Annotated in this window: 15 protein-coding genes; 11 read left to right on the top strand and 4 right to left on the bottom strand. The window is 71.1% G+C overall.

The features are described 5' to 3' along the window. Positions 1-150 precede the first annotated feature (150 nt). Positions 151-1,428, bottom strand: coding sequence for an erythromycin esterase family protein (locus AB0I81_RS63110; protein WP_360680297.1), 1,278 nt, complete (start codon positions 1,426-1,428; stop codon positions 151-153). A gap of 312 nt (positions 1,429-1,740) precedes the next feature. Here AB0I81_RS63110 and AB0I81_RS63115 point away from each other — a divergent pair, with 312 nt between their 5' ends. Continuing rightward, entirely contained in the window at positions 1,741-4,176 is a 2,436-nt protein-coding gene (locus AB0I81_RS63115; RefSeq protein WP_360680300.1) for a PEP/pyruvate-binding domain-containing protein, read from the top strand. Between the two features lie 64 nt (positions 4,177-4,240). Beyond that, the gene (locus AB0I81_RS63120; RefSeq protein WP_360680303.1) at positions 4,241-5,608 is read left to right on the top strand and encodes an AfsR/SARP family transcriptional regulator; all 1,368 of its coding nucleotides are present in this window, start codon (positions 4,241-4,243) and stop codon (positions 5,606-5,608) included. A 13-nt stretch (positions 5,609-5,621) separates the two neighbouring features. Here AB0I81_RS63120 and AB0I81_RS63125 read toward each other — a convergent pair whose 3' ends face one another. Beyond that, the gene (locus AB0I81_RS63125) at positions 5,622-6,188 is read right to left on the bottom strand and encodes a TetR/AcrR family transcriptional regulator (RefSeq protein WP_360680306.1); all 567 of its coding nucleotides are present in this window, start codon (positions 6,186-6,188) and stop codon (positions 5,622-5,624) included. A 74-nt stretch (positions 6,189-6,262) separates the two neighbouring features. Here AB0I81_RS63125 and AB0I81_RS63130 point away from each other — a divergent pair, with 74 nt between their 5' ends. The 4 genes from AB0I81_RS63130 (at position 6,263) to AB0I81_RS63145 (ending at position 10,349) form a co-directional block, all read left to right on the top strand. Next, positions 6,263-8,020, top strand: coding sequence for an ABC transporter ATP-binding protein (locus AB0I81_RS63130; protein WP_360680308.1), 1,758 nt, complete (start codon positions 6,263-6,265; stop codon positions 8,018-8,020). Between the two features lie 76 nt (positions 8,021-8,096). Then, the gene (locus tag AB0I81_RS63135; protein ID WP_360680310.1) at positions 8,097-9,122 is read left to right on the top strand and encodes a DUF418 domain-containing protein; all 1,026 of its coding nucleotides are present in this window, start codon (positions 8,097-8,099) and stop codon (positions 9,120-9,122) included. A gap of 103 nt (positions 9,123-9,225) precedes the next feature. Then, the gene (locus AB0I81_RS63140) at positions 9,226-9,756 is read left to right on the top strand and encodes a DUF6230 family protein (protein WP_360680312.1); all 531 of its coding nucleotides are present in this window, start codon (positions 9,226-9,228) and stop codon (positions 9,754-9,756) included. Between the two features lie 191 nt (positions 9,757-9,947). Then, positions 9,948-10,349 (top strand): DUF6114 domain-containing protein, encoded by a 402-nt coding sequence (locus tag AB0I81_RS63145; protein ID WP_360680315.1) that lies wholly within the window; start codon positions 9,948-9,950, stop codon positions 10,347-10,349. A gap of 616 nt (positions 10,350-10,965) precedes the next feature. Here the strand turns inward: AB0I81_RS63145 and AB0I81_RS63150 are convergent. Continuing rightward, positions 10,966-11,904 carry a 3-oxoacyl-[acyl-carrier-protein] synthase III C-terminal domain-containing protein gene (locus AB0I81_RS63150; RefSeq protein ID WP_360680318.1) on the bottom strand — a complete coding sequence of 313 codons (939 nt, stop codon included), beginning with the start codon at positions 11,902-11,904 and terminating at the stop codon, positions 10,966-10,968. A gap of 62 nt (positions 11,905-11,966) precedes the next feature. Continuing rightward, complete coding sequence (locus tag AB0I81_RS63155; protein ID WP_360680321.1) at positions 11,967-20,411, bottom strand: beta-ketoacyl synthase N-terminal-like domain-containing protein; 8,445 nt, start codon at positions 20,409-20,411, stop codon at positions 11,967-11,969. 398 nt (positions 20,412-20,809) lie between these two features. Here AB0I81_RS63155 and AB0I81_RS63160 point away from each other — a divergent pair, with 398 nt between their 5' ends. The 5 genes from AB0I81_RS63160 to AB0I81_RS63180 form a co-directional block, all read left to right on the top strand. Continuing rightward, complete coding sequence (locus tag AB0I81_RS63160; RefSeq protein ID WP_360680324.1) at positions 20,810-23,200, top strand: AMP-binding protein; 2,391 nt, start codon at positions 20,810-20,812, stop codon at positions 23,198-23,200. Beyond that, a complete protein-coding gene (locus AB0I81_RS63165) occupies positions 23,197-24,180 on the top strand; it encodes an NAD-dependent epimerase/dehydratase family protein (protein ID WP_360680327.1) in 984 nt (327 codons plus the stop codon). The genes AB0I81_RS63160 and AB0I81_RS63165 overlap by 4 nt, the downstream gene beginning before the upstream one ends. Next, entirely contained in the window at positions 24,177-25,094 is a 918-nt protein-coding gene (locus AB0I81_RS63170) for an alpha/beta fold hydrolase (protein ID WP_360680330.1), read from the top strand. The genes AB0I81_RS63165 and AB0I81_RS63170 overlap by 4 nt, the downstream gene beginning before the upstream one ends. Positions 25,095-25,132: 38 nt before the next feature. Beyond that, entirely contained in the window at positions 25,133-25,933 is an 801-nt protein-coding gene (locus AB0I81_RS63175) for an AraC family transcriptional regulator (RefSeq protein ID WP_360680333.1), read from the top strand. Positions 25,934-25,944: 11 nt separating this feature from the next. Further along, the coding region (locus AB0I81_RS63180) for an NADH-quinone oxidoreductase subunit H (RefSeq protein WP_360680336.1) at positions 25,945-26,403 on the top strand (459 nt) is incomplete at its 3' end.

The raw sequence follows: 26,403 nt of genomic DNA on the forward strand, positions 1-26,403 counted from the left end.
ACGCTGTCTCACGAGCCCAGGTCATACCGCGCGACGATCACCACGGCAAACTCAACGATCTTCACTTAACTCCACGTGCGGAAAACGGGGCTAGCAGCGCCGCACCGACGGGGACCCTGCCGGCCGCAGGGTCCCCGCCTCGCGCTCACCTCAGAAGGTGGTGGTTTCGTCCGTGGTCGCGGTGGGGGTGCACAGGACCGCGTCGAACGTCTCCCGTACGGGCCCGTCCAGGACGGACCCCTGCGACCTGATGCGATCCAGCGACGCCACCACCGGGTCGGACGACCGCAGATCCGTCAGGGTGATCTCCGCGCCGAGCCCCGCGTCGGTGAGGACCCTTTCCAGGCTCCCCGCGGGCGGCGCGTCGAGCCGGACGGATTCGATGGCGAAACCGACCGGTGAGTTCTCGGCGGGCCAGATCATGTCCGGCACCTCGTCGGCGGTGTGGGTCAGGCCCACGGTGCGGTAGTCCCGGCCGAGTGCGCGGGCCAGGTGATAACCCATCGGCAGGGCGGCCGGGTAGCCCTCGTAGCTGACCACGCGCTTCTGGATGTGGTTGTTGTGCGCGATCACGACGAGCCGCGTGCCGGGCTCCAGGCGTTCGAGCTGCCACTGTACGCAGGTCGCCTGGTAGAAGTCGCGGACCGAGGTGTCGTCGGGCAGGCCCGTGCCGTAGAGCAGGTTGTTCATCGCCCGCAGCATGTAGTCGGTGTGCAGGGCCGCCTCCAGCTGACGCCGGGCGACGTCGTAGCGGCGCTGGTCACTGCGGGCGACGTAGAGCGTTTCCAGCGCGCGCATCCGCAGCGCCAACCGGGCCAGCCCGGCCGTCAGCGCATCCTGGACGGCCGGGTCCAGGGCCGCCCATTTCGGCGCGGACGCGGCGGCCGAGCCGCCGGTGATCTCGGCGGCCGTACGCCGCAGGCCGGCCACCATCTCGCCGGTCTCCGGATCGACCTCCCCCAGGTACTCGGCCACCGGGTCGAGCTCGGACGGCAGGGTCAGGGTCTGGGGAAGGTCGATGCCGACGAGCTGGATCGGCCGCGACCTGCCCCGGTTGTAGCGGCGCAACCACCGCAGCAGCTCCCCGAACAGGTTGAGCGTGTGTACGACGGCCACCTTGGGGAGATCGTCGTCCTCGCCTTCGCCGGCGAGCCAGGGGTTGACGGCGTCGGCGTCGCCCGCCCCCATCTCGACCGCCACGGCGCCGAAGCCGCAGCGTTCCACCAGGTAGCGGAGCAGGCGCGCGCGGGCGAGGGTGAATTCGCGCACGAAGTGCGCCCCCTCGCCGATGGCGACGACCCGGGCGTCGCCCACGATGGCGCGCAACGGGTCGAGATCGTCCAGGAGCGGCGCGTCGGGGTCAAGGGTGTGAAGTACGGAGGTGTGCCCGGCCAAGGGATGGCCCAGGCGCCCTGAAGAGGCAGACATGGTGAGGTGCTCGTTTCTCTGTTGTCCGGCGATTGACCGTCATCGCGAGCGCGGTTCAACCACGGAACGCCGCCCGATCAGGCGCACGCCCCGGTGCCGCGTCGCGCGGGCGCGGGATCAGAGAAACAAGCTGCCGACTGCCATGCCCCGAACCCTATCAACTGGCGGGAATGGTACGGACCGCACCCGCTCCGAACACCGGTCGCGGGTGTAGCGTGGAAAGAGTTCTTCGATGTTGACAGCGTCGGAGATGGTGCGCCGGGAAGCCTGGTCGGCATTGTCAGAATGCGATCGGCCTCGGGAGAAGGCGCGATGAAACTGATCTGGCTGTCCGACATCAACGGTTCCATGGTCGACCTCGCGGGGGGCAAGGGCGCGGGGCTCGGAGAAATGATCAAGGCGGGCGAGCGCGTACCTGACGGCTTCTGCCTGACGGTCGAGTCCCACCGGTCGGGAGAGGTTCCCGAGCAGGAGCTGATCGCGGCCTACGAGCGGCTCGGCGGCGGGCGGGTGGCGGTCCGGTCCAGCGCCACCGCCGAGGACCTGCCGGAGGCCAGCTTCGCCGGCCAGCAGGACACCTACCTCAACGTCGAAGGCGCCGGAGACCTGATCGACGCGGTCCGCCGCTGCTGGAACTCCCTGTACACCGAGCGGGCCGTCGCCTACCGCGCCGCCGCCGGCATCGACGACGCGGCCATGGCCGTGGTGGTGCAGCGCATGATCGACCCCGCCGTGGCCGGGGTGTTGTTCACCGCCAATCCGATCACCGGCTGCCGTACGGAGACGGTCATCGACGCCGCCCCCGGGCTGGGCACCGCGATCGTGGATGGCACGGTCGTTCCGGACCATCACGTGCTCGGCAGGGGGATGCCGGCCGTACCGAATCCCGGCGGGTGCCTGGACACGGATCAGCTGGAGCGGCTGCGCGCGGCGGGCTCGCGCCTGCAGGAACATTTCGGCTCACCACAGGACGTCGAATGGGCGATCGACGCCGAGGGCACGCTGTGGCTGCTGCAGTCGCGGCCCATCACCACCCTCTTCCCGCAGCCGCCCGACACCGGCGACACACGGCTCTACCTGGAGATGGGCCACATGCAGGGCATGTTGCGCCCATGCACGCCGATGGGCTTCTCACTGATCAAGGTGGGCGCGGCCCAGTGGTTCGGGGCCGTGGGGGCCAAGGTCGACCCGCGCGACCCGATGCCGAGGCTGGTTCCCATCGGCGGCCGGCTCTATGTCGACCTGACCGATTTCATGCGCAACAAGTCCATGCGCAAACAGATCGCGACCTCCCTGGAGATCTACGGGCCGGGCGTGCAGGATGCCGTGGCGCGCATGATCGAAGATTCGCGGTTCGCGCCGCGGCCGGGCCTGCCCTTCCGGCTCGGCAGCGTGCTCAGGGGTACGTTCCGGTTGCTGCCCTCGGGCATCGCCGGCACGGCGTCGTGCCTGGCCAATCCGGCTCTCGCCCGCGCCCGCGCCTACCGCGGGACCGCGGAGATCAAGCGGCTGATCACCCCTCCGGACGAGTCCGCCACGGCGGCCGAGCGGCTGCGCTGGGTGGCCGAGGACTCCCACCGGGCGATCATGAGCCCGGACATGAACGGGGTCGTCTGGCCGCTGGCGGCCGGCATGATCTCAGGGATGCTGCCGGCCGCGTTGCTCAAGGGCGTCGCCACCAACGAGGAGCTCGACGCCGTGCTCGGCGGCATGCCGTACAACGTGACCACCGACATGGACCTCAAGCTCTGGGGCCTGGCCGTGCGGGCGCGCGAGCACCGTGAGCTGTTCTCCGGCACACCACCCGAGGAACTCGCCGCCAGGTACTTCGCCGGTGAGCTGCCGGACATCGGGATGGCGGACTTCCTGGACAGGTACGGCATGCGCGCGGCGGCCGAGATCGACGTCGGAGTGCCGCACTGGGACGAGGACCCGGCGCCGCTGTTCGGCACGATCGCCAACTACCTGCGCGTCGATGACCCCGCGTCGGCGCCCGACGCGCGGTTCAGGGCGGCGGCCGCGAAGGCGGAGCGGATGATCGAGACGCTGACGCGGCGGGCGCGGGCCAGGCGGCCGGTGCGCGGCCGGCTGGCGGTGTTCTTCATGCGCCGCTCGCGACAGCTCACCGGCCTGCGGGAGCTCGGGAAGTTCGCCTGGTTGCCGGCGATCCAGGCGTGCCGGCGGCAACTCCTGCTGGCCGGTGCGGAACTGGCGGATCGCGGCCGGTTGGCGCGGGCAGACGACATCATGTTCCTGACCCTCGACGAAGCACGCGCGGCCGTACGGGATGGGTCCGATCTTCTGGAGCTGGTCGCGACGCGGCGCGCGGAGCACGAGCGGGAGCTGCGGCGGCGTACCGTCCCCGGCGCCCTGCTGTCCGACGGCACCGACGTGGCGGCCCTCGCGCCGCCCCAGGAGGTGGTGGACGGCGTGCTGGCCGGGATGTCCGGCGCCGCCGGGCGGGCCACCGGCAGGGCCCGGGTGATCCTCGACCCGGCCGGCGCGCGCGTCGAACCGGGCGAGATCCTGGTCGCGCCGACCACCGACCCGGGCTGGACCCCGCTGTTCATGACCGCCGCCGGCCTGGTGACCGAGACGGGTTCGCCGGTGGCGCACGGCCCCACCGTCGCCCGCGAGTACGGAATCCCCGCCGTCATCTGCGTCCGCGACGCCACCACCGAGATCAGGACCGGCCAGCTGATCACCGTCGATGGCACGGCGGGCACGGTACGCGTGGAACCGGAATGATGCGGTTGCCTGTCTGCCTCGGCGGTCATACCAAGGGAAGGCGGCCGGCCGGCGGAGGAGGCACATGCGTTTCAGGATCCTGGGACCGCTCGTCGTCGAACGTGACGGGCGGGAACTGCACCTCGGAGGGCTGCGGCGCACCATTCTGGGCTTGCTGCTGCTGCAACCGGGTGAGGTCGTCCCGCTCGACAGGATGATCGAGGCCGTGTGGGGCGAGAACCCGCCGGACACGGCACGCAACCAGATCCAGATCCGCATCTCCCAGCTCCGCCGGCTGCTCGACGACACCGCCAACGGCCGCCTCATCACCCAGGCGCCCGGCTATCTGATCCGGCCGCGGCCGGGCGAGAGTGACCTCGCCGAGTTCTTCGCCCTGGTGGCCAGGGCGAAGAGCGAGGAGCCCGCCCAGGCCATCAGGACATTACGGCGGGCCGGCGCGTTGTGGCGCGGGCCCGCGTTGTGCGACATCGACAACGACGCGCTCCGGCCGGGCGTGCTCGTCCTGGAGGAACACCGCCGCTTCGCCGTCAGGCGGCGCATCGAACTGGAGCTCGGCCTCGGCCGGCACGCCCGGCTGGTCGGCGAGTTGCGCCTGCTGGTCGAGGACTATCCGCTGTGTGAGCCCTCGCACCGGTTCCTGATGATCGCGCTCTACCGTGCCGGGCGTCAGGCTGAGGCGCTGGAGGTTTTCCACGCCTACCGGCGCACGCTCTCGGATGCGCTCGGGCTGGATCCGAGCGACGAACTGTGCCGGGTTCACTCAGCCATGCTCAACCGGGAGCCCGTACCGCACACCACCGCGCCGGACGCGGCCACGCCACCGCCGGTCACCGGCGGCCCGATCCCGAGGCAGCTGCCACCGATGCTCTCCAGGCCATCCGGGTGCGACAGCGAGCTGAGGCGCATCCGCGGGCTGCTCAGCAGTGATCGCTCGACGGTCGGCGGCGATCGTCCGGGGGGCGGCGGTGACCGCCCGGCTGCTGGCGGCGAGCGTCCGGCGGCCACGTTGCCCATTGCGGCGATCGTCGGTCACGACCGCCCGAGCAGGACCGAGCTGGCACTCCAGGCAGCGCATCAGCTCGCGGCCGACTACCCCGACGGCCAGCTCTACGCCGATCTGCGCGGCGGCGAGGCGCAACCGATGGAGGTGCTCAGGGCGTTCCTGCGGGCCTTCGGGATGAGCGTGCTGCCCGGCTCGGCGGAGGAGGGCGCGGCCTGGTTCCGCTCGGTCGTCGCCGGGCGCGGCATCCTGCTGCTCCTAGACGACGCGGGCTCCTTCGACCAGATCTGGCCGCTGTTGCCGGGCGGCTCCCCCTGCGCCGTGCTGGTCACCGGCCGGGAGCGGCCGGCGGGTCTGGCCGATCACCAACTGGTCCGGCTGCCGGTCCCCGGCGGGACGGGCACGGTGCCGGCTCCGGCGGCGTCCGCGTGAACCGTACCCGCCGCTACTCGGTTCCGATCGTCTTTCTCAGCGTGCGCAGGCACAGGCTCAGCGAGGTGTGCTTGGGCTGCTCGCGCAGCCGGGAGTACTGCCAGGCGGAGTAGAGCAGGGACCACAGGACATCGGCCACCCAGCCCGCCGGCAGGCTCGCGTCGATGCTGCCCTCGGCGTGGCCGCGCTCGATGAGCCGTTCCAGCGCCTTGTCGGACTCGGTCTCGGTCTCCCAGTCCGTCCAGTCCTGCATCTGCGGGTTCTCGAACGCGAACGTCAGCACGCCCCCGAGCTCGAAATACTCCTGGCAGAGCCGCTCCAGCGCCGCGTCGGCCGTCCCCTCGTCGAGGCGGGCGCGCATGGTCGCCGTCTCGATGCGTTCCAGGAAGTAGGCGCTGATCCCGGTCATCAGGTCGGAGCGCTCGGGAAAGTAGCGATGGATCGTGGTACGCCCCACGCCCGCCGCCGCCGCGATGTCGGCGAGTGACGCGGCCGGATTCTTCGCGAGCACCTCGACGGCCGCGTCGAGGATGGCGCGCCGGGTCCTGGCCCGCGCGCCGGTGGGGGCGTCTGTGTCCATACCACTACGGTAGCGTCAAATCCCAAAGCGAAACACATTTGACTTTTTCGGAACATGAATGTTCCACTCAGGGCATGAATGTTCCGAACCGCTTTCCCCGGCTCCGCGTCCTGTGGTCCTTCGCCCGGCCACACACCCGGACCCTGGTGCTGGGATTGGTATTGGCGCTGGTGGGCTCGGGGCTGGGCCTGTCCTCGCCCATGATCACCAAGTGGGTGCTCGACTCGCTCGGCACCGGAGATCCCCTGACCGGCCCCGTACTGGCGCTGCTTGGCCTGCTCGTCGTCGGCGTGGTGATCATGCGCTGGCAGTGGATCAAGCTTGGTGCGCTGGGCGAGACCGTCGTGCTGGAGGCTCGCGAGTCGATGGTGCGCCGCTTCCTGCGCGCCACCGTGCCGGCGGTGACCAGGCACGCGCCTGGCGAGCTCGTCACCCGGGTGACCTCGGACACGGTGCTACTGCGCGAGGCCGCCACGTCCAGCGTCATCGGCCTGATCAACGGCGCCGTCATGCTGGTCGGGACCCTGGTGCTGATGAGCGTGCTCGACGTGGTCCTGCTGGGCGTGACGGTGGCCGCGGTGGCGGTGGTCATCGCGCTGTTCGCGCTGCTCATGCCCGCGATCGCCAAGGCGCAGGAACGTGCCCAGGACCAGGTCGGCCGGCTCGGCGGCGTGCTGGAGGGCGCGCTGCGGGCGATCAGGACCGTGAAGGTGAGCCGGGCCGAGGACCGCCAGGCCGACCGCATCCTCACCCACGCCAGGGCCTCCGCCGAGCAAGGCGTGCGGGCGGTGCGCGCGGAGGCCACCGCCTGGACCATCGCCTGGTCGGGCATCCAGTTCGCGATCATCCTGATCCTCGGCATCGGCGCCTGGCGGGTCGGCGCGGGCCACCTGGAGGTCTCCAGCCTCATCGCGTTCCTGCTGTACGCCTTCGGCCTCATGGAGCCCATCACCGAGCTGAGCCAGAACTTCACCGCCCTGCAGTCCGGCATCGCCGCCGCCGAGCGCATCAGGGAGATCGACGCCATCGAGACCGAGCCGGTCTCCCGCCCGCAGTCGCGGCGCGGCGAGCCCGTACGTACCGGCCCCGTGCTGGAACTGCGCGGCGTCACCGCCGCCTACGGCCCGGACGCCAGGCCCGCCGTGCGCGGTGTCGACCTGATCGTCCCGCGTCGCGGGCACATCGCCGTCGTCGGCCCTTCCGGGGCGGGCAAGACCACGCTGTTCTCCCTGTTCCTGGGCTTCCTCGAACCCCAGGAGGGCGCGTTGTTCCTCGACGGGCGCCCGTACGCCGAGTACACCAGGGACGAGATCAGGTCCCGCCTGGCGTACGTGGAGCAGGACACGCCCATCGTGCCGGGCACGATCCGCGACAACCTGCTCTTCTCCCATCCCGACGCCACCGAGGAGGAGATGGTCGCGACGCTGGCCGCGGTGCGCCTCACCGACAAGATCGGCATGCTCGACGACGGCCTGGACACGCCGCTGTCCTCCACCCAGGTCTCGGGCGGCGAACGGCAGCGCATCGCCCTGGCCCGCGCCCTGCTGCGCACGCCGGAGGTCCTCCTTCTGGACGAGGCGACCGCGCAGCTGGACGCCATCACCGAGGCCGCCATCCACGACTGCGTCCGCGACCGCGCCGCGACGGGGGCGGTCGTCACGATCGCGCACCGGCTGTCCACGGTGATCGACGCCGACGGCATCATCGTCATGGAAGGGGGCCGGATCCGCGCCGTCGGCGACCACGCGGGACTCCTCGCCACCGACCGGCTCTACCAGGAACTCGTCGCCGCCCTCCGCATCGCCGCCCAGCCGGCCGCGGCACACACCTGACACTTCTCCCAGTCAACGCCTAAGTCAGTCGAAAGGAGGAGGTATCGGGCAGCGGAGGAACGGAAGGATGTCCACCATGTCTTCCCCCTCCACCCGACCGGCACCGCGCATCGAGGCACTGGACGCGCTGCGCGGGCTGGCGCTCGGCGGCATCCTGGTCGTCAACATCACTCAGCTCGCGCACATGTACGACTACCACGCGAACCTCCCGGGCCTCGTGATCGACCTCGGCTTCCGCCAGCGCTTCTTCCCGATCTTCTCCTTCCTGTTCGGGATCGGGTTCGCGATCTTCCTGGAGTCGGCCGAACGGCGCACCGGCCGGCCCAGGGTGGCGCTGCTGCGCAGGCTGGTGATCCTGGCCGCGTTCGGCCTCCTGCACCAGCTCGCGCAACCGGGCGAGGCGCTATTGCCGTACGCCATTTTCGGTGTGCTGTTCCTACTGCCGGCCACCTACCTGCCACGGGTGCTGGTGCTCGGTTTCGGCGCCGCCCTCACGGCAGGCTCGCTCGCGGTGACCGGAGGAGGCATGACCGTTATCCCCGGCCTGTTCCTCCTCGGCATGGCCGCCACCCAGTTCGGGCTGGTGCGGGGGGCGGAGCGACGGCCCGGGATGCTCACCGGACTGCTGGTGGCCGGCCTGGCCATCGCCATCCCCATGCTGCTGTGGTATTCGCGCGTACCGCTCCAGGAACGCACCTTCGGGTACGGCGCGCCGATCGCCGCCATCGCCGGCCTGTCCATGGCGATGTCCTACATCGGCGCCTTCCTGCTCCTCCTCCGCACCCGCGCCGGGAAGGTGATCAGCAGCACCCTGGCACCACTCGGCCGAATGGCCCTGACCAACTACGTAACGGCAACCGCGATCGTCCTACTGGCCACGCACCCGCTGGGACTGGCGGACTCGACGTCATACGGCACCGTCTTCGCCCTGGCGGCCGCGATCATCGTGCTGCAGGCCGCCTTCAGCGCCTGGTGGCTGAGCCGCCGCCAGTATGGACCGCTGGAGTGGCTGTGGCGATGCGGCACCTGGTGGCAGATCGTCCCGAACACCAGAACAAGAACCCCGGCCACATCCAACCAGATCAACGCCACCTCGCCCTGACGCCTGGCAATTTTACGATTACATAGAGTAACTTTGTGAGGTGATGGGAGATGGGTTTCGATGGGGCCGCTTCGCACTGATGCTGGTGCCTTCACTCGTCGCCATGACCATCTTGGCGACCGGAATGGCGCAGGGAATGGTCCCGGTCTCGATGGCGCTGTCCGGCCGCCAGATGAGGGTGTCGGTCGACAAGCTGTCGGGGCACGGCTTCGCGCTGTACCCGGGGGTGGTGCGCTCGGTGGACGGCCGCAGACACATGGTCCTCCAACTGGCGATGCGCTCCGCCCGGATGTACGGACTGTGCCAGTCGACCTGGGTGGACACACCGTTCGGCAGGTACGTGCTACGGCTGGCCACGCGTGATCACCGGCGGCCTTCCTACGTGAGCGAACTCGGCATCTCAGCCACCTCACTGAACGCCGACGTGAACTTCGGCTCGCTCCTCCTCAACCAGGCCACCGGAACCCTCAACAGAACCCTGGGCCAGACCGACAGCGGGACCGACTACGGCATCGGCGCCCGAGACTTCACCGTACGTGAGGTCAAGGTGGGCGCTTGGGCGGTGATGGGCGGCTCGTTCCAGGTGAACGGGTTGAAGGTGGAACTCGGACGGGACGTACCAGCGTGCTTCTGACCGCACTTGCACGCGCACTTCAGCGCATGCGGCCGAGGACGTGGTTGACCGCCCGGCCTGGGACGTGGCTGGGCTCGCGGCCGGGGACGACGGTCAAGACAGCAACGCCCTGGCCGAGACGGCGGCCCTTCGCAGCGGGACCGGGGGCTACGGTCAGGGCGGCGGCGCTCTGGATGGGATGGCGGCGGTTCATGGTGAGGCTCTGGGCGGGACAGCGGCCGATTGTGGCGGGGCTGGGGGTTACGGTCACGGCGGCGGCGGTCTGGGCGGGACGGCGGCCGTTCGTGGCGGGGCTGGTGATGATGGCCGGCGGGATCGAGATCCTGCTGGTACCGGTGGTCGGTACGGGGGTGATCGTCGTACACACCGGGGTGGGCGGGTACGCAGGCTTCCTGCTCGGCTCGTTCCTGGCCGCGATGGGAGCCGGACTGTGGTTCGCCGCAGAACAACGCTTCGTCATCACGGTGGCGGCGGTCGTGGCAGCGCTGGCAGCATTCGTACTGTCCAACCTGGGCGGCCTCCTGGTGGGCTCACTGTTGGCCATCGTCGGCGCAGCCCTAGGATTCGCCTGGACCCCCCGCCCACCCAAGTAACCCACCCCAACCACCCCCCATCCGGGCCACCATCGGGTCCGCTCAGCTTCCCGTCCTGCCGGGTTGCCATCGGGTCCGCTCAGCTTCCCGTCCTGCCGGGCTGCCATCGGGTCCGCTCAGCCTCCCGTCCTGCCGGGCTGCCATCGGGTCCGTCTAACCAATCGTCCCTGCCGGGCTGCCGCCGGGTCCGCCCGACCACCTGCCCTTCCGAGCTGCCATCGAGTCCGCCCGACCACCGCCCTCCGAGTAGCCACCCGGTGCGATCCGGTCACCCCCGCAGTAACCCATCACCATCCCGCACACGCTTCGATGACCGGCGGCCCACGACCAACCGGAGTCGCCTGGCCAGCCACCTGATCCCCGAGCGGTCACCGGTACCCCGGCCACTTGACCCCGTCCACCCGATCCCCGAACGGTCACCGACACCCCGGCCAGCCGAACCCGTGCCACCCCAGCCCACCCGCGCGTCGCCACCCGCGCGTCGCCACCCGCGCGTCGCCACCCGCACGGACGCCCAGACCGGCGCCCACACCGTGGGAACGTCCGACCACCCAAATTCCGGCGGCATGTCACCACCCGGACTCCGAGTGCGTCTTCCCCCAGGCACCCTCCTCCTTCACCAGCGGAAGACCATCAAGCTGGCGCTGATCCCGCTGCCGAGTCCGATGAGCGCGACCACGTCGCCACGCTTGACGCAGCCCGTGCCGATCGCCTGGGCGAGTTGCAGCAGCAGGGTCACCGACGCCACATTTCCGTGGTCGGCGATGCTCACTACCACCTTGTCCTTGGCGATGCCGAAGTAGTCGCAGATCGGCCAGAGGGCGGGCAGGGCCGCCTGGTGGATGCAGACCGCGGCCACGTCGTCCCAGCTCAGCCCGGCGCCCGCCAGCGCGTCGGTGAAACAGCGCGGATCGAACCTGGTGAACGCCATGCCCAGCCGCCGCCCGTCGACGGTGAAGCCGTTCGTGCGCAGCCCCTCGGGCCCGCGGACCAAGGGCACGGCCGCGGCGTCCCAAACGGCCGAATGCGCCATGAAGAGGCGAACCAGCAGGCCCGGCTCGGTCCCGGCCTCCAGCAGGAGCGCGGCGCCGGCGTCCGACAGCGTGTAGGCGGCGGCCGCGTCCTTGTACGCCTGATGGTCGGCGACGGTGCGCGGCATCATCACTGTGCTGGTCTCGCCGCAGGCGATGAGAACCTTGCGATGCCGACCGGTGGCGATGAACGAGTCAGCCAGGTCGATGGCGTCACAGACGCTGTTGCAGGCGTTGCGGATGTCGAGGACGCGGCAGCCGAGACCCAGCTTGGCCGAGACTATGTGTGCCGTGGCAGGCTCTATCGCATCGATGCACACTCCGGCGTACACGAGCAGATCCACCTGCTCGGGGCCGGTGCCGGTGCGGGTCAGCACTCGCCGGGCGGCGGCGACGGCCAGATCCGACGGCTGCTCCGACACCGGAGCCATATGGCGGGTCTTGACCCCGCTGAAGTGGGAGATCAACCCACGCGGGACCTCCAGCCCGGGGTTCTGCGCGGCGATCTCGTCCTCGAGTCGCACGGTGTCAACGGTGCGCTCGGGTAGATGGGTGGCGACCGCGACCAACCGCGTGCACACGTCGCTCACGCTCGCCCTTCCAGCACCGGCCCCGCGGGATCATCGTCGCTTGGAGGCGGCGGGCCGGCCAAATGACCGTTCCCGGAGGTTGGTGCCGGGACAGCAGGGCGACCGTCGCTGGGAGGTGGCGGGCCAGTTGGATGGTCGTCGCTGGGAGGTGGGGCACCGGTTGTGTTGCCGGTGATGGGAGTTGGTGAGCCGACAGGGTGGGCGTCATCGGGGGGTGGCGGGCCAGGTGGATGGTCGTTGCTGGGTGGGGGTGCTGAGACGCCGAGTCGTAGCAGGAGGGTCTCGGCGATGCCGGAGATCGTGCCGCCGCTGTTGAGCAGTTCCATTACCGAGATGTCGAGGTCGAAGCGGGCGTCGAGTGAGGTGAGCAGTTCGGCCGCCATCAGCGAGTCCAGGCCGTACTCGTCCAGGCGGCGGTGGTGGTCGAGCCGGTCCGGTTCGATGTGCATGATCTTGGCCACCTCCCTCGCCAGGTGCCCGGCGATCGTGGCCAGCGCCTCGTCGGGAGGCAGCGCGGCCACCATGGCGCGCAGTTCGGCGGAGCTCTGGCCACCTTCGGCCGCTTCCGGCAGGACCTGGCCGAAGCGCGCCGACCGCCCGAGGCGGAGGTACTTGTTCAGCCGGGGCCAGTTGTACCGGCCGGCCCCGGCGACACCGGCATCGGCCGCCATCAGCTCGTCCAGGATGGCGAGGGCCTCTCCGGATGAGATTCCTTGCAGGCCCGCGGCGCTGAGGAAACCGCCGAGGTCGTTGCGGGCGACATAGCCGACATCGTCAAGAGCTCCCCAGGCGACGGCCAGCCCGGCGGCGCCATTCGCACGGCGGCGGCGGATCAGCGCTTCCAGGTACAGGTTTCCGGCGACGTAGGCGGACTGGCGGACGTTGCCCACGGCGGCGGCACCGGAGGAATAGACGCAGAACAGGTCCACATCCGCCTCGCGAGTCAGCAGGTCCAGGATTCGGCCCCCGGCCAGCTTCGGGGTGAGCACCGCCGCCACCCGCTCGTCGTCGAGCGCGGTCAGCTCCGTGTCATCCAGGTGCATGGCGGCGTGCACCACACCGCGCAGCGCATGCCGGCCGCCGTCCGCCTCGCCGATCTCCCGTACGAGGAGGGCCATGGCGTCGTGGTCGGCGCAGTCGGCGGCGTACGCGCGGGCCCGGACGCCACGCCCGGCCAGCGCCGCCAGGATGGTGGCCGCCTCGGGCGCGTCCGGGCCGCGCCGTGACACCAGGGCGAGGTGGCGCGCGCCCAGGCCGGCGAGGTGCAACGCGGTGGCGCCGCCGAAACCGCCCAGGCCGCCGGTGACGAGGTAGGTGCCGTCGGGATCCAGGGTGGGCGGGGCGGGCCGCCGCTCCACCGGCACCGGGTCGTCCGCCTGGTCGAGGGCGACGACGACCTTGCCGATGTGCCGGGAGTGCTGCAGGTACTCGAACGCCTCGCCGCAGCGGGCGGCGGGGAAGACAAGATGGGGGAGGGGCCGGTACGCGCCGGTGCGCACGCGTTCGCTTATTTCGCCGAACATGTCGGACGTGCCGGAAGCGGCGAGCAGGGTGTCGAGAGCGATGGCCGAGAAGGTCACATTGTTGCGGAACGCGTGCAGCGGAAGCGGGTTGTCCTCGAAGATGTCGCGCTTGCCGAGCTCGATGAATCGCCCGCTGGGGGCGAGCAACTCCAGGCTCCGGGTCAGCGCTTCACCCGCGAGCGAGTTGATCACCACGTCCACGCCCCTGCCCTCGGTGGCCCGCAGGACCTCGTCGGCGAAGTCGAGCGTACGGGAGTCGAACACGTCCCTGACTCCGAGGGACCGCAGCAGCTCCCGTTTGATCTCGCTGCCGGCCGTGGCCAGGACCCGGGCACCGCACAGCCGGGCGTACTGCTCGGCCGCCAGCCCGACCGCCCCCGCGCCGCCGTGCACCAGCAGCGTCTCCCCGGCCTGTAGCCGGGCGACCTTGCCCAGGGCGTGGTGGACGGTGGCGAACGCCACCGGCATCGTGGCGGCCTCGGCGAACGTCATTCCGTCCGGGATGACCATGATCGTCTGAACGGGGGCGATGACGTGCGTGGCCATTGCGAGAGGCGCGGCTCCGGCGACTCGGTCTCCGGGAGCGAGGCCGTTCACGCCCTCTCCGACGGCCGTGACGACGCCGGCGAACTCGAAGCCGACGCCGTCGGCGGTGATGCCCGCCTCGACGGCCTCGGTGGGGAGCAGCCCGGTGGCCTGCATGATGTCGCGATAGTTGAGCGCGGCCGTGCGGACCGCGACGGTGACCGTACCGGGCGGCGGGGAGGCGGGCGGTTCCATCCGTACCCACGCGCATCGGTAGGACAAGCCCTTGTCGCGCAGCTCCAGCCGGTAGGCGTCGCCTTCCCCGGCGGGGGACACGGCTGCCGGGCGGGGCCGCACACGGGGGACGAAGCGTCCGCCGGCCGTCAGGACGATCTCGTCCTCGCCGGGTGCGTCGTCGTCGCCGAGATCAGCGGTGGTCAGGTCGGGGGCCAGCCGTAGCGCATCGGCCATCACTGCGGCATGGGGTTCCGGAGCACCGGCGTTGTCGATCGTTCCCGAAATGTCGGAGGTTGTCGCCGGGGCGGGGGTGGCCGTGTGTGCGTCGGATTCGCGTTCCAGGCTGATGCGCCGTACGCGCACCTCGCCGTGCTCGTTGGCCAGGGTCCGGGCCATGCCCCATACGGCGGCGTCGAGTTCGGCGAGCGGGCGTTCGGGGGCGGGCAGCGCGCCGCTCGGACGCGTCACCACCACCAGGGAACGTCGCACCCCGTCCGGCAACTCGCTCATGGCCCTGGCGATGGCACGCAGGATGGCGGCCCTGCGCACGGTCTGCTCGACCTCGTGAAGGCCCTCCGGCGGCCGCGAAATCTCAGCTTCGGTCTCGCCGTCCGGTCGTCGTGGTGGTCTTGCATCGGGCTCGCCGAGCAGGAGCGTGACCGTCACCTCCTCGTGCCCGCCGAGCAACTGCGCCCAGGCCATCTCGTCCGCGTTGTCCTGCGACGGCGGCAGGGCTTGGGCGATGCATCCTTCGCTTTCGGCAAGCAGCGCGGCGGTGGCCTGCGCCAGCGGTAGGACGGCCGCGCATTCGGCAGCCAGGAGGTGCAGACCGGACGCCGCGGGTACGGGCGATGGGGCTTCGGATGCGGGCGAGGGTGTCGTGAGCACCGGCGATGACTCAGCGGGCAAGGACTGAGCTGGTACGGACGTGGCGAGCACCGGTGGTGCGGGCGAAACAGGCACCGGTGGTGCGGGTACGGACGTGGCGGGCGCAGGCGATGCAGGAACCGGCGGCGCGGGCGCAGGTGGTGCGGGCACCGGCGGTGTGGTCGCAAGTGGTGCGGGTGCAGGCGGTGTGGGCACCGGCGAGGTGGGCGCGGGGGCGTTGACAGGGGTCCGGGAGGCGCGGGCCAGGATGACGAAGGCGCGTTCGTGCTCCCCACCGGCCAGGACGCTCTCGGTGAAGCCCGATCCCGCCAGCACCGTGGGCCATTGATCGCGCGACAGCAGCATGGTGTCGCTTCTGACGGGATCGTCGGGGGCGGCCCAGAAACCCTCCAGCCCGGCGAAGATCGGCGCGAGCAGGATGGGATCGTCGGATTCGAAGGCGAGCAGCTGCCCGCCGGGGGACAGCAGCGCGGCCAGCCTGCGCAGCATGACGGGCAGGTTCCTGGCGGTGTGCAGGGCGTTCCCGGCCACCACCACGTCGTAGCCGCCGAGGGTGAAGCCCTGCTCGGCGGGGTCGGCGTTCAGGTCCAGCGTCCGGTAGTCGATGAAGTCGTAGGCGGCGAAGCGCTTCTCGGCGGCGGTGAAGAAGTACGCGGAGATATCGGTGTAGGTGTAGCGCGTACGCTCGGCCGGTAGCGACGGCAGCAGGGCGGCGGTCAGCCCGCCGGTGCCCGCGCCGACTTCCAGGATGCGCAACGCCCGGTCCCGGGGCCAGTCGGCGACCATCGTCTCCAGTAGCGCTCTGGTCACGCGGTTGTGGTGGCGGCAGGCCGGGTCCAGGTCGTAGAACTGCTGCAGCAGCGGCGGTGTACCGCCTTCGGTCAGCATCCGCAGCGGCTCGGCCGTACCGTCGAGCAGGGCCGGCAGGCTGCGCCCGAAGTAGAGCATCAGCGGCATGGAGGCGCCGAGTTGCGGCATCTCCAGCGCACACGTTCGCCAAGGCTTGTCCAGGTCCATGGCGTCGGGGACCAGCCGCCATCGGCCGTCCGGCATCGGCGCGGCCAGGCCCAGGCGTTCCAGGTGGACGAACATCAGGCCGAAGAAGCGGCCGGCCCACTGCGCATCCCCGGCCCGTACCAAGTCGGCGAGGGCGATCGGGGCGGTCCGGTCCGCAAGGCGGCCGGCGATCAGCTCGTACGCGCTTCGGCCGATGACCTCATCGCCGCACCGCATGAACAGGTCACGGCCGGACTCCTCACGGGCTCGCCGCAGGCCACTGAGCTGCTCCGCGCTCCCCGCCAGGATCTGACGTGGAGCGGGCAGCGGGCTCGGCGGGACGGGCCGGTCCTCGTGCGGGGCGGCGCGCATCACGGTCTCGTACGTCATCACCTCCCCGCCCGCCTGCCCCGCCAGCCGCCGCAGCCGTACACCCTGCAGTTCCGCCGTCACCGCGCCGTCGTCGTCGGCGATCAGGATGTCCCAGCACGGCTCGTCGGGCACGAGGGTGCGGTCGCGGACGTGCACCCAGCCCTCGGCCGCGGGGGTACGCCAGACCCGCGCCGCGCCGAACATCGCCGGCAGGAACGTCTCGCCCGCCGCCACCCGCTCGGCGAGCAGCGGCATGCCGGCCTGCAGCGCGCCGTCGAGCAGCGCCGGGTGGGCCGCGAAGTCCCCGGGCCCGGCGTCGTGGCGGTAGCGCGCCAGCACCTCGCCGGCCCCGGCCCGCAACTCCTGCAACACCCGGAACGCCGGCCCGTACCCGAGACCGGCGCGTTCACATGCCGCATAGTGCTCCAGCCGTCCGACGGACCGCTCGCACCGCCCGGCAAGTTCCGGCAGGTCGAGCGGTTGCGGAGGCTGCCCGACCAGGGTGCGCACCCGTCCCCTGGCGTGCCGCCGGGGCCGCCCGGACAGGGTCTCGGTGCTGGTGATCTCGACCGTGCCGTCGCGTGGCGCCACCGACGTCTGCACGCGTACGCGGCCCGCCTTGGCCCAGTCGAGGACGAGCATGCGGGTCAGCTCCAGCCGCCTGACCTCCACCGGACCCTCCAGCGCACGCCGGCCGGCGGCCAGCGCCATCTCGGCATAGCCGGTGCCCGGCCACACGACCGCGCCGGCCACCCGGTGGTCGGCCAGCCAGGGCGCGAGGACCGGCTCGACCGGGCCCTGCCAGGAGGGCGCGGCCGTGGGCAGCCGCTCACCCAGCAGCGGGTGGTCCAGGCGGCCGTCCCCGCTGGAGATGATCCAGCTCAGCGGCGTGGCGGCATGGTGGCGTTCGCGCTGCCACGGATAGGAGGGCAAGGCCACGACGCGACCGGGGCGGGGAAAGGACGTGCGCCACTCGACGTCCGCTCCCGCCGCGAGCAGGGCGGTCACAGCCTGCCGCATGGCCCGCGGCCCGTCCTTGCCGCGCCGCAGGGTGACGGTCGTCGCCGCCGGTCGCCCGCTCGGAGCGCTCGCCTCGCGGGAGGCGGTGATCCGGCTCAGGTACGGGCGCAGGATCGGTTGGGGGCCGACCTCCACCAGTACGTCGACGCCCTCGGCGATCAGCCGGCGGACCGCCTGGGCGAACAGCACCGGTTCGCGGACATTACGCCACCAGTAGCCGGCGTCCAGATCCGCGCCGGACACCAGATCGCCGGTCACCGTGGAGACGAGCGGGATGTGCGGCGCCGAGCCGCGCAGCCCTTCGAGCCCGTCCAGCAACGGCGCCCGGACGGGCCCCATGGCCGCGCTGTGGAAGGCGTAGTCCAGGTCCAGCAGCCGGAAGAACACCTCCCGGCGCGCCAGCTCATCCGCCAGCCGGGCGAGCTGGGGCTCCGGGCCCGCGACCGTGACGTCCCTGTCGCTGTTGACGGCCGCCAGCTCCAGCCCATCATAATCCGACAGCAGCCGCTCGGCCTGCTCGGCGGGCATTCCGACGGCGGCCATCCGCCCGATCCCGGCGGCCTCCTCCTGCGCCTGGCTGCGCGCGGCCACCACGCGGGCCGCGTCCGCCAGGGTGAGCGCCCCGACCGCCCAGGCGGCGGCCATCTCGCCGACGCTGTGCCCGACCGCCCCGGCCGGTACGACCCCGCGGGCGCGCAACATCTCGGTCACCCCGACCTGCACCGCGAACAGCAGCGGCTGGGCCTGCGCCGTGGTCGCCAGCCGCCACGTGTCGGGCGGCGCCGCCATGACCTCGGCCACCGACCAGCCCAGATGGCTCGCCAGCGCCCGATCGGCCCGCGCCACCGCATCACGGAACACTTCGTCGGCGGCCAGCAGGTCGGCGCCCATCCCCGCCCACTGCGACCCGTTGCCGTTGAAGACCAGCCCCACCCGGCCCCGCTCCGCGGCCGGCCGGACCGGCAGGTCCGCGGCCGACAACTGCTCGGCGGCGTGCGCGGCGTCACGGGCCAGGACCGCCAGCCGGTACGGATGCTTGCCCCGCCGCACGCAGCACGTGTAGGCCACGTCGTAGAAGTCCGCCGGCGGGGTGTCCTCCAGCACGGTGGCCATCCGCCTGACGGCCATGGCCAGGGCTTGGGGCGAGCGCGCCGACACCATGAAGGGCAGCATGTGATCGGTGACTGAGGCGGGTGATTCTGAGGCGGAGATCAAGCTGGCCCGGCCATTTGGAGGGGTCCGGCCATCTGGAGAGGTCGGGTCAGCTGGAGAAGTCGCGTAAGTCGGGCCTGCCGAAGAAGCCGGGGTAACTGGTGAGTCCGCAAGAGCCCGGGTAGTTGGGGCGATCGGGCCCGGCGGGGAAGCCAGGGCAGGTGAGTCCCCAAGAGCCGGAGTAGTTGGGCCGATCGGGTCGGGCGGGGAAGTTTGGGGAGTCGGGGAAGCCGAGGTAGCGGATGGGGTCAGGTCGGTTGGAGAAGTCAGGGCAGCCGATGGAGAAGTCAGGGCGGCCGAAGGAGCCAGGGCTGTGGAAGGAGCCAGGGGAGTCGAAGGAGTTGGGGGCGCCGGGCTGGTTGGGGCGGTTACGATGACGTGGGCGTTGGAGCCGCCGAAACCGTAGGAGCTCACGCCCACGTACGGGCGCCCGTTGTGCGGCAGAGGGCGTGACCCGGTGACCACCTCCAGCCCCAGTCCGGCGAAGTCGATGTCGGGGTTGAGGGTGTCGGCGTGCAGTGAGGCGGGGATGCGCCCGTGACGCAGCACGAGCAGGGCTTTGAGCAGGCCCGCCATTCCAGAGGCGGGCTCCAGGTGCCCGAGGTTCGACTTGACCGAGCCGATCGGCAGCGGTCCGCCCGTGCGGGCGCCGGCCAGGGCGCGTCCGATCGCCTGGCACTCGACCGGGTCGCCGACGCGGGTGCCCGTGCCGTGCGCCTCCACGTACACGAGGTGGTCGGGGTCGATTCCGGCCTCGCGATAGACACGCCGCAGCAGCGCCTCCTGCGCCTCGGCGCTGGGCAGTGCGAGGCCGGCCGTCCAGCCGTCGCTGTTGCTGCCCCAACCGGCCAGTACGCCGTGCACCCTGTCGCCGGCGGCGAGCGCGTCGGACAGGCGTTTGAGCACCACGATCGCGCCGCCCTCGGCCCGGACGAAGCCGTCGGCCTCGGCGGAGAAGGCCGCGCACCGGCCGGAGCGCGAGAGCATGGACGCCTGCGAGAACCCCACGTACCCGAAAGGGTTGAGCAGCACGTTTACCCCGCCCGCGAGCACCACCCGGCCGCGGCCGGCTTCGCCCGAGGTGATCTCCTGGCAGGCGCGTTCGAGTGCCGTGAGTGAGGAGGAGCAGGCGGTGTCGATGGCCATGCTGGGGCCGCGCAGGTCGAACGTGCGCGACAGCCGGTTCGCGGCGATCGACAGCGCGCTGCCGGAGACCGAATAGGCGTTCATGTCGTTCAAAGAGCGCATTCTTGCGAGGATGTACGACATATCTGAAATGCCGATGAAGACTCCTGCGCCGGTTCCGGCGATGGAGGCCGGATCTATGGCCGCGTCATCCAGCGCCTCTGCCGTCATTTCCAGGAGCAGCCGCTGTTGTGGATCCATCTCCACCGCTTCTTTCGGTGAAATCCCGAAATATTCGGCGTCAAAACCGGTCATATCCTCAAGGAATCCGCCTGCCGCGGTATAACTCTTGCCCTCTCTCGGCGTCACCTCATCGACGAACCGCTCAACCTCGAAGCGATCCGCGGGGACCTGGCTTACCAGGCATCTTTCTGCCTCCAATGCGGCCCAGAGTCCATCCATGCTGTTGACCCCGCCGGGGAGGCGACAGCCCACCCCGACGATCGCAACGTGCCCGTCGAACCTGCCCCCGCTGGCGCCCATGGAAGTGCCTCCTTCGGGTCATAACTTGCCCATGAAATGGCAATCCATGCGCGGAGGGGGATCAATAATTTCGCGCTTATGATGGGGGCATTTCGTACATCTGTGAAAATGCCGTTAAATGCTAGAAAGGCAATTTGGGGGTGAATGTCGGGGCGGGGATTTGTGTGTGCGCGGCGACGGTGCGCTTGCCTGTGGGGATAACCAAGAGTAGCTGTTCAAGTTCGAAGCGTTGTGATCGTATGGGCGGGCGAGGCCGCCTTCCGGGTGTCCGGCGAGCGGGGCCGGTTGGTGGGCCGTCGGCGACGGTGCAGGCGTAGACGGAAGGCGGGTGGCAGGTCCATGAGAGCGCTCCGCGGCCGAATTGCGGCCACGTACACGGTCATGTGGTGGCGATTCGGATGACTTCCGACGTGACGCCCCCGTCCGTGGCGGACGGACGCGGCGGTCACCTCGCCGACCGGATCGAAGGCTGGGCCCGTGTCGCGCCCGCCACGGTCGCCTGTCATGGCGGCGATCTCATCCCCACCCTGTCCACCTACGGCCGGCTGTCCGAGATGGCCGACGATGCCGTCGCCGAGCTGGTGCGCGCCGGGTTGCGGCCGGGCATGCGTACCGCGCTGCTCGTTCCGCCCGGGCAACGGCTGATGGTGCTGGTCCTGGCGCTGCTGAAGCTGGGTGTGGTGCCGGTGCTGGTCGACCCTGGCCTGCCGCTGGCCGCCATCAAGCGCAGGCTCGATCAGGCTGCGCCCGAGGCGTACATCGGCATCCCGCTCGCCCAGACGGCGCGACTCCTGCTGGGTTGGGCCCGCCACAGCATCCAGCTGTCGATCACAGTCGGCCGCCGCTGGCGCCCTCAGCCTCGGACGGAGGACCAGTCTTCGGCGGGGGAACGGTCCCAGGGGGACTCGCCGTCTGTGCGGGATCGGCCTCGGACGGAGGAGCGGCCCAGGGCGGAGGAGCAGCCTCGCACGGTGGATGGGCCTTCGGAGGTGGGCCGGCCTTCGGTGGGGGATGGGCCCCCGGGGGACCCGCCGTCCGTGAGGGATTGGTCCCAGGGGGACCCGCCGTCTGTGGGGGATGGGCTTGGGGTGGAGGGCCAGGCTTCGGTGGGGGATGGGTCTTCGGGGGGCCTGCCGTCTGTGGGGGATGGGCTTGGGGTGGAGGATCAGGCTTCGGTGGGGGATGGGTATTCCGGGGGCCCGCCGTCTGTGGGGGATGGGCTTCGGGTAGGGGATCGGTCTTCGGGGGGTCGGTCGTTGGGGGTGGAGCGGGCGTCGTGGTCGGTGCCTGGTGGGGACGACATTGCGATGATCGCCTACACTTCCGGGGCCACCGGCTCGCCCAAGGCGGTACCTCTGCGGCACCGTCACATGAGCGCGCAGCTCGACCTTCTTGCTCCCTTGGATCTCTGGCGGCCTGGGGCCGTGGTGTTGTCCACGTTTGTTCCGTTTGCATTGCTGGCTATGGCCTTCGGTGCCACTGCGGTGCTGTCCGATGGCGTCGATCCGCGCCGTCCGGCCGCCGCGGACCCCGCCGCTCTGGCCGCCGAGATCGCCCGGCACCGTGTCAGCGGCCTGTTCGCCGCGCCGGCGCTGCTCGACAAGCTGGCCAGGCACTGTCTCGAACGCGGACTCATGCTCGACACGATCGCGGACGTCGTGGTGGCCGGGGCGCCGCTGCCGTCGGCGACGCTGCACCGCCTGGGGTCCTGCCTGCCGCGGCAGGCCCGCGTGATGTCGGTGTACGGGGCCACTGAGTGCCTGCCGGTGGCGGCGATCGACGGCCGGGAGTTGGTTGCCACGGCCACGGCCACCGCCGCAGGGGCCGGGACCTGCTTGGGTACGCCTCTGCCCGGTGTGGAGGTACGTGTCATCGCAATCAGCGACGGCCCCATCGACTGCTGGAACGACGGCTTGGCGCTGCCGGTCGGCGCCGTCGGTGAGATCGTCGTGAGTTCGCCCGCGCTCAGCGACCCCTACCTCGACGATCCGCATGCCACCGCCCTGGCCCGCATCGGTGACGGCGATCGCACCTGGCATCGGATGGGTGACCTCGGGCGCTTCGATGAACAGGGACGGCTGTGGTTCGCCGGACGCGCGGCGGAACGGGTCCGCGCCGGTTCCGGTGACCTGCGTCCGGGCCGAGGTGACCTGCACTCGGGCCAGGGCAACCTACATCCGGGCCGAGGCGACCTGCGCTCGGGGCAGGGTGACCTGCACCCGGATCAGGTCGAGCCGCTCTTCGCCCGCGTGCCAGGCATCCGCCGGACGGCGCTGATCGGTATCGGCCCGCCTGGCGCGCAGGAGCCGGTCCTGGTGGTGGAGCGCGAGCCCGGCCACCGGCGAGCAGTGGTCAGAGCCGGTGTGCTCGCCGAAGCCGCCCGCCATCCGCACACGACCGCCCTGCGCCATGTTCTGTTCCACCCGAGGCTGCCCGTGGACGCTCGGCACAACAGCAAGATCCTCCGGGGGAAGCTCGCGGTCTGGGCAGCCCACCGGCTCGGTACCGCCGAACAGCCCGGGGAAGCCGAGCGGCCAGGGGAGGCCCAGCGGCCGGGGGACGCCAGGCAGCCCGGGGACGCCAGGCAGCGCAGAGAAGCCGAGCGGCCGGGGGAGGCTGAGCGGCCGGGGGAGGCCGAGCGGCCCGGCGACGCCAGGCAGCCCGGGGACGCCAGGCAGCGCAGGGATGCCGAGCAGCCCGGGGAGGCCCAGCAGCTCGGGGAGACCCAGCAGCTCGGGGGCGACAGGGAGGCCGGGGGCGGTAAGTGGCTTGGTGAGGGTGGGCGGTGAGGGTTCTGGTTACTGGTGGGGGTGGGTTTCTTGGGGTGGCGATCTGTCGTCGGCTCGTTGCCCGTGGCGACACCGTCCACACCCTGCAGCGCCGCCACAGCCCACAACTCGCCGGACTCGGCATCACCCAGCACCTGGCCGACATCCGTGACCGCGCCGCCGTACACGCCGCCGCCGAAGGTTGCGACGCCGTGGTGCACTGTGCCGCCAAGACCGACCCGTACGGGCAAGGGCGGGAGTTCGAGTCGATCAACGTCGAGGGCACCCGCCACGTGCTGGAAGCCTGCGCAGCGACCGGCGTCCGCCTCGTGCACACTTCTTCGCCCAGCGTCGTACATGACGGGCGAGATCTGGAGGGAGTGGACGAATCAGCCTCGTACGCGCGGCACTTCTCCGCCGCCTACCCCCGTACCAAGGCAGCGGCGGAACGGTTGGTGCTGACCTCGGCCGTGCCCGCGGTGGCGCTGCGCCCGCACCTCATCTGGGGGCCGGGCGACCCGCACTTCCTGCCGAGGCTGGCCGCGGACCGGAACCGGCTGTGGTTGCTGGGCGCCGCCGACAAGACCATCGACACCGTCTACATCGACAACGCCGCCGACGCTCACCTGCTCGCCCTGGACCGGCTCGGGCACGGCTCTCCGCCGAACGGCTGCGCGTACTTCATCACCCAGGACGAACCCTGCGGATTCGGCGCCTGGATCAACGGCCTGCTGAGTGCCGCCGGGCTGCCGCCCATCACGCGGCGCCTGCCCGCCTGGCCGGTCCGGCTCGCCGCCGGGCTGCTCGACCACGGCGCCCGCGCGACGGGCCTGCGACCGCCGCTGACCCGTTTCCTGGTCGAGCACGCCAGCACCGCGCACTGGTTCGACATCTCCGCCGCCCGCCGCGACCTCGGCTATCACCCCCGCGTCAGCACGGCGGAAGGGCTGTCCCGCCTGGCCGGGCATCTGACCGCGCATCCCCTCGAAAGGCGCCCATGACGCTCCTGTACGACTACCCGTTCACCTCCCGCTGGTTCACCACCCGCGGCGGCCTGAGCCAGCACTACCTGGACGAAGGCACCGGGGCGCCGGTCCTGTTCGTGCACGGCAACCCCTCGTGGAGCTACCTGTGGCGGCGGCCGATCGTCGCGCTGCGCGACCACTTCCGCTGCGTCGCGCCCGACCACATCGGCATGGGTCTTTCGGACAAACCCGGCCCCGACCGCCATCCGCACACCCTCGCCTCCCGCATCGACGACCTCGACGCGCTCACCACCCACCTCATCAGTGAGCGGGGCGCGCCCGAGCGCGGCTGGACGCTGGTCCTGCACGACTGGGGCGGGCCCATCGGCATCGCCTGGGCCCTGCGCCACCCGCACCGCGTAGCCCGCCTGATCATCTGCAACACCGCGGCCTTTCCCAACCCGTACGGCCCGCGGGTCCGCCCCGGGCTGCGGCTGCCCCTGTGGACGCTGCTGCGTACGCCGCTCGGCCCGTCGTTGTTCCTGCGCCACAACGTCTTCGCCCGCGGCGCCACCTGGCGGCCCCTCGGTGTACGCCGCCGGATGCCCGCGCGGGCCCGCGCCGCCTTCCTGGCTCCCTACGACCGGCCGGAGCACCGCATCGCCATCCAGCGTTTCGTCCAGGACATCCCGTTGCGCCCCGGCGACCCCGCCTGGCCCGTGCTGCGAACCGTCGACCAGGGGCTGGCGCAGTTCGCCGACCGGCCGATGCTCATCGCCTGGGGGTTGCGCGACCCGGTGTTCGATCTCGCCTTCCTGCGGGAGTGGCGCCGCCGCTTCCCCGCCGCGCACCTGCTCACCCTGCGCGGCGCCGGCCACTACCTGCTGGAGGACGCCCACGAAGAGGTCGTCCCCGCCATGCGCCGGTTCCTCGGGGCCGGGCAGACTTGAGGTATGAACTCCCATGCGCGGGCCGACGGCGCGCCGATGTGAAGGCGATCCATTCGCTGACCGCGGTGCCGAACTCGGAGCCGTTGCGGACCGTCATCCGCCCGTCGCCGCCGCACCTGCGCCCCTACGTACTGGGCTGGGCGGGCTACCGCGCCGCGATCGGGCATTCGCTGCCCAGCAGGATGTTGCCGCTCAACGTCGCCACCGTGATCATCGACCTCACCGGTACGAGCCCGATCGTCACCGGTCCCCGGAGTGTCGCGGCGCTCCCGGCCCTCGTTCCCTGGCACTACGGGGTGGCGGTCGGCCTCACCCCCGCCGGGATCGCGGCGCTGACGGGGACGCCCATGCGCGAGGTGGCCGGTGTGACCGTACCGCTGGAAGATCTGCTCGGGGCGCGGGCCGCGGAGCTGGCCGGCCGGCTGGCGGAGGCCCCGAGCTGGGCGGAGCGCTTCGGCGTGCTGGAGGAGCGGCTGACCGGGTGGCTGCGGCCGGGCACGGGCTCCGACGGCCTGGTCATGCGGGCCTGGCAGCGGCTGCAGGAGCCGGCGGGAGGGCTCACGATCGAGTCGCTGGCCGGTGAGCTGGGTGTCAGCCGTCGCTATCTGGAGCTGGGATTCCGCCGCACGGTGGGCCTGTCGCCGAAGACGGTGGCCAGGATCGCCCGGTTCCAGCGGACCGTGGACACGCTGCGACGGCTGCCGGTCACCCTGGCCGAGGCGGTGGCGTGCGGTTACGCCGACCAGTCCCATCTCACCCGCGAGGTCCGGGCGATGACGGCGATGACGCCGAAACAGCTGTTCGCATTTGTTCAAGACACCGATCGGCTCACCGGTTAACGTCCCTGACCATGTTGCTCACCGCCGCCCCCACCCTCGCGGACTTCGGCAAGGACCCGTTGTGGATCACGATCGTCAAGGCCGTGATGTTGTTCCTCTTCCTGATGCTGGGCGTGGTCTTCGGGGTCTGGTTCGAGCGCAAGCTGATCTCGCGGATGCAGAACCGGTACGGGCCCAACCGGGCCGGCAAGTTCGGCGTGTTGCAGTCGGTGGCCGACGCGATCAAGTTCGGATTGAAGGAGGACCTCCTCCCGCGGCACGTGGACAGGCTGCTCTACCTGCTGGCGCCGATCATCATGGTGGTGCCGGCGTTCCTGGCCTTCTCCATCGTGCCGTTCGGGCCGGTGGTCAACCTGTTCGGCGTGCAGACGCCGTTGCAGCTGGTGGACCTGCCGGTGGCGGTGTTGTTCATGCTGGCCATGGGCGCGGTGTCGGTGTACGGCGTGGTGCTGGCCGGTTGGGCGTCGCGT

The sequence above is a fragment of the Nonomuraea sp. NPDC050404 genome (assembly GCF_040655495.1).
GTDB lineage: Bacteria > Actinomycetota > Actinomycetes > Streptosporangiales > Streptosporangiaceae > Nonomuraea.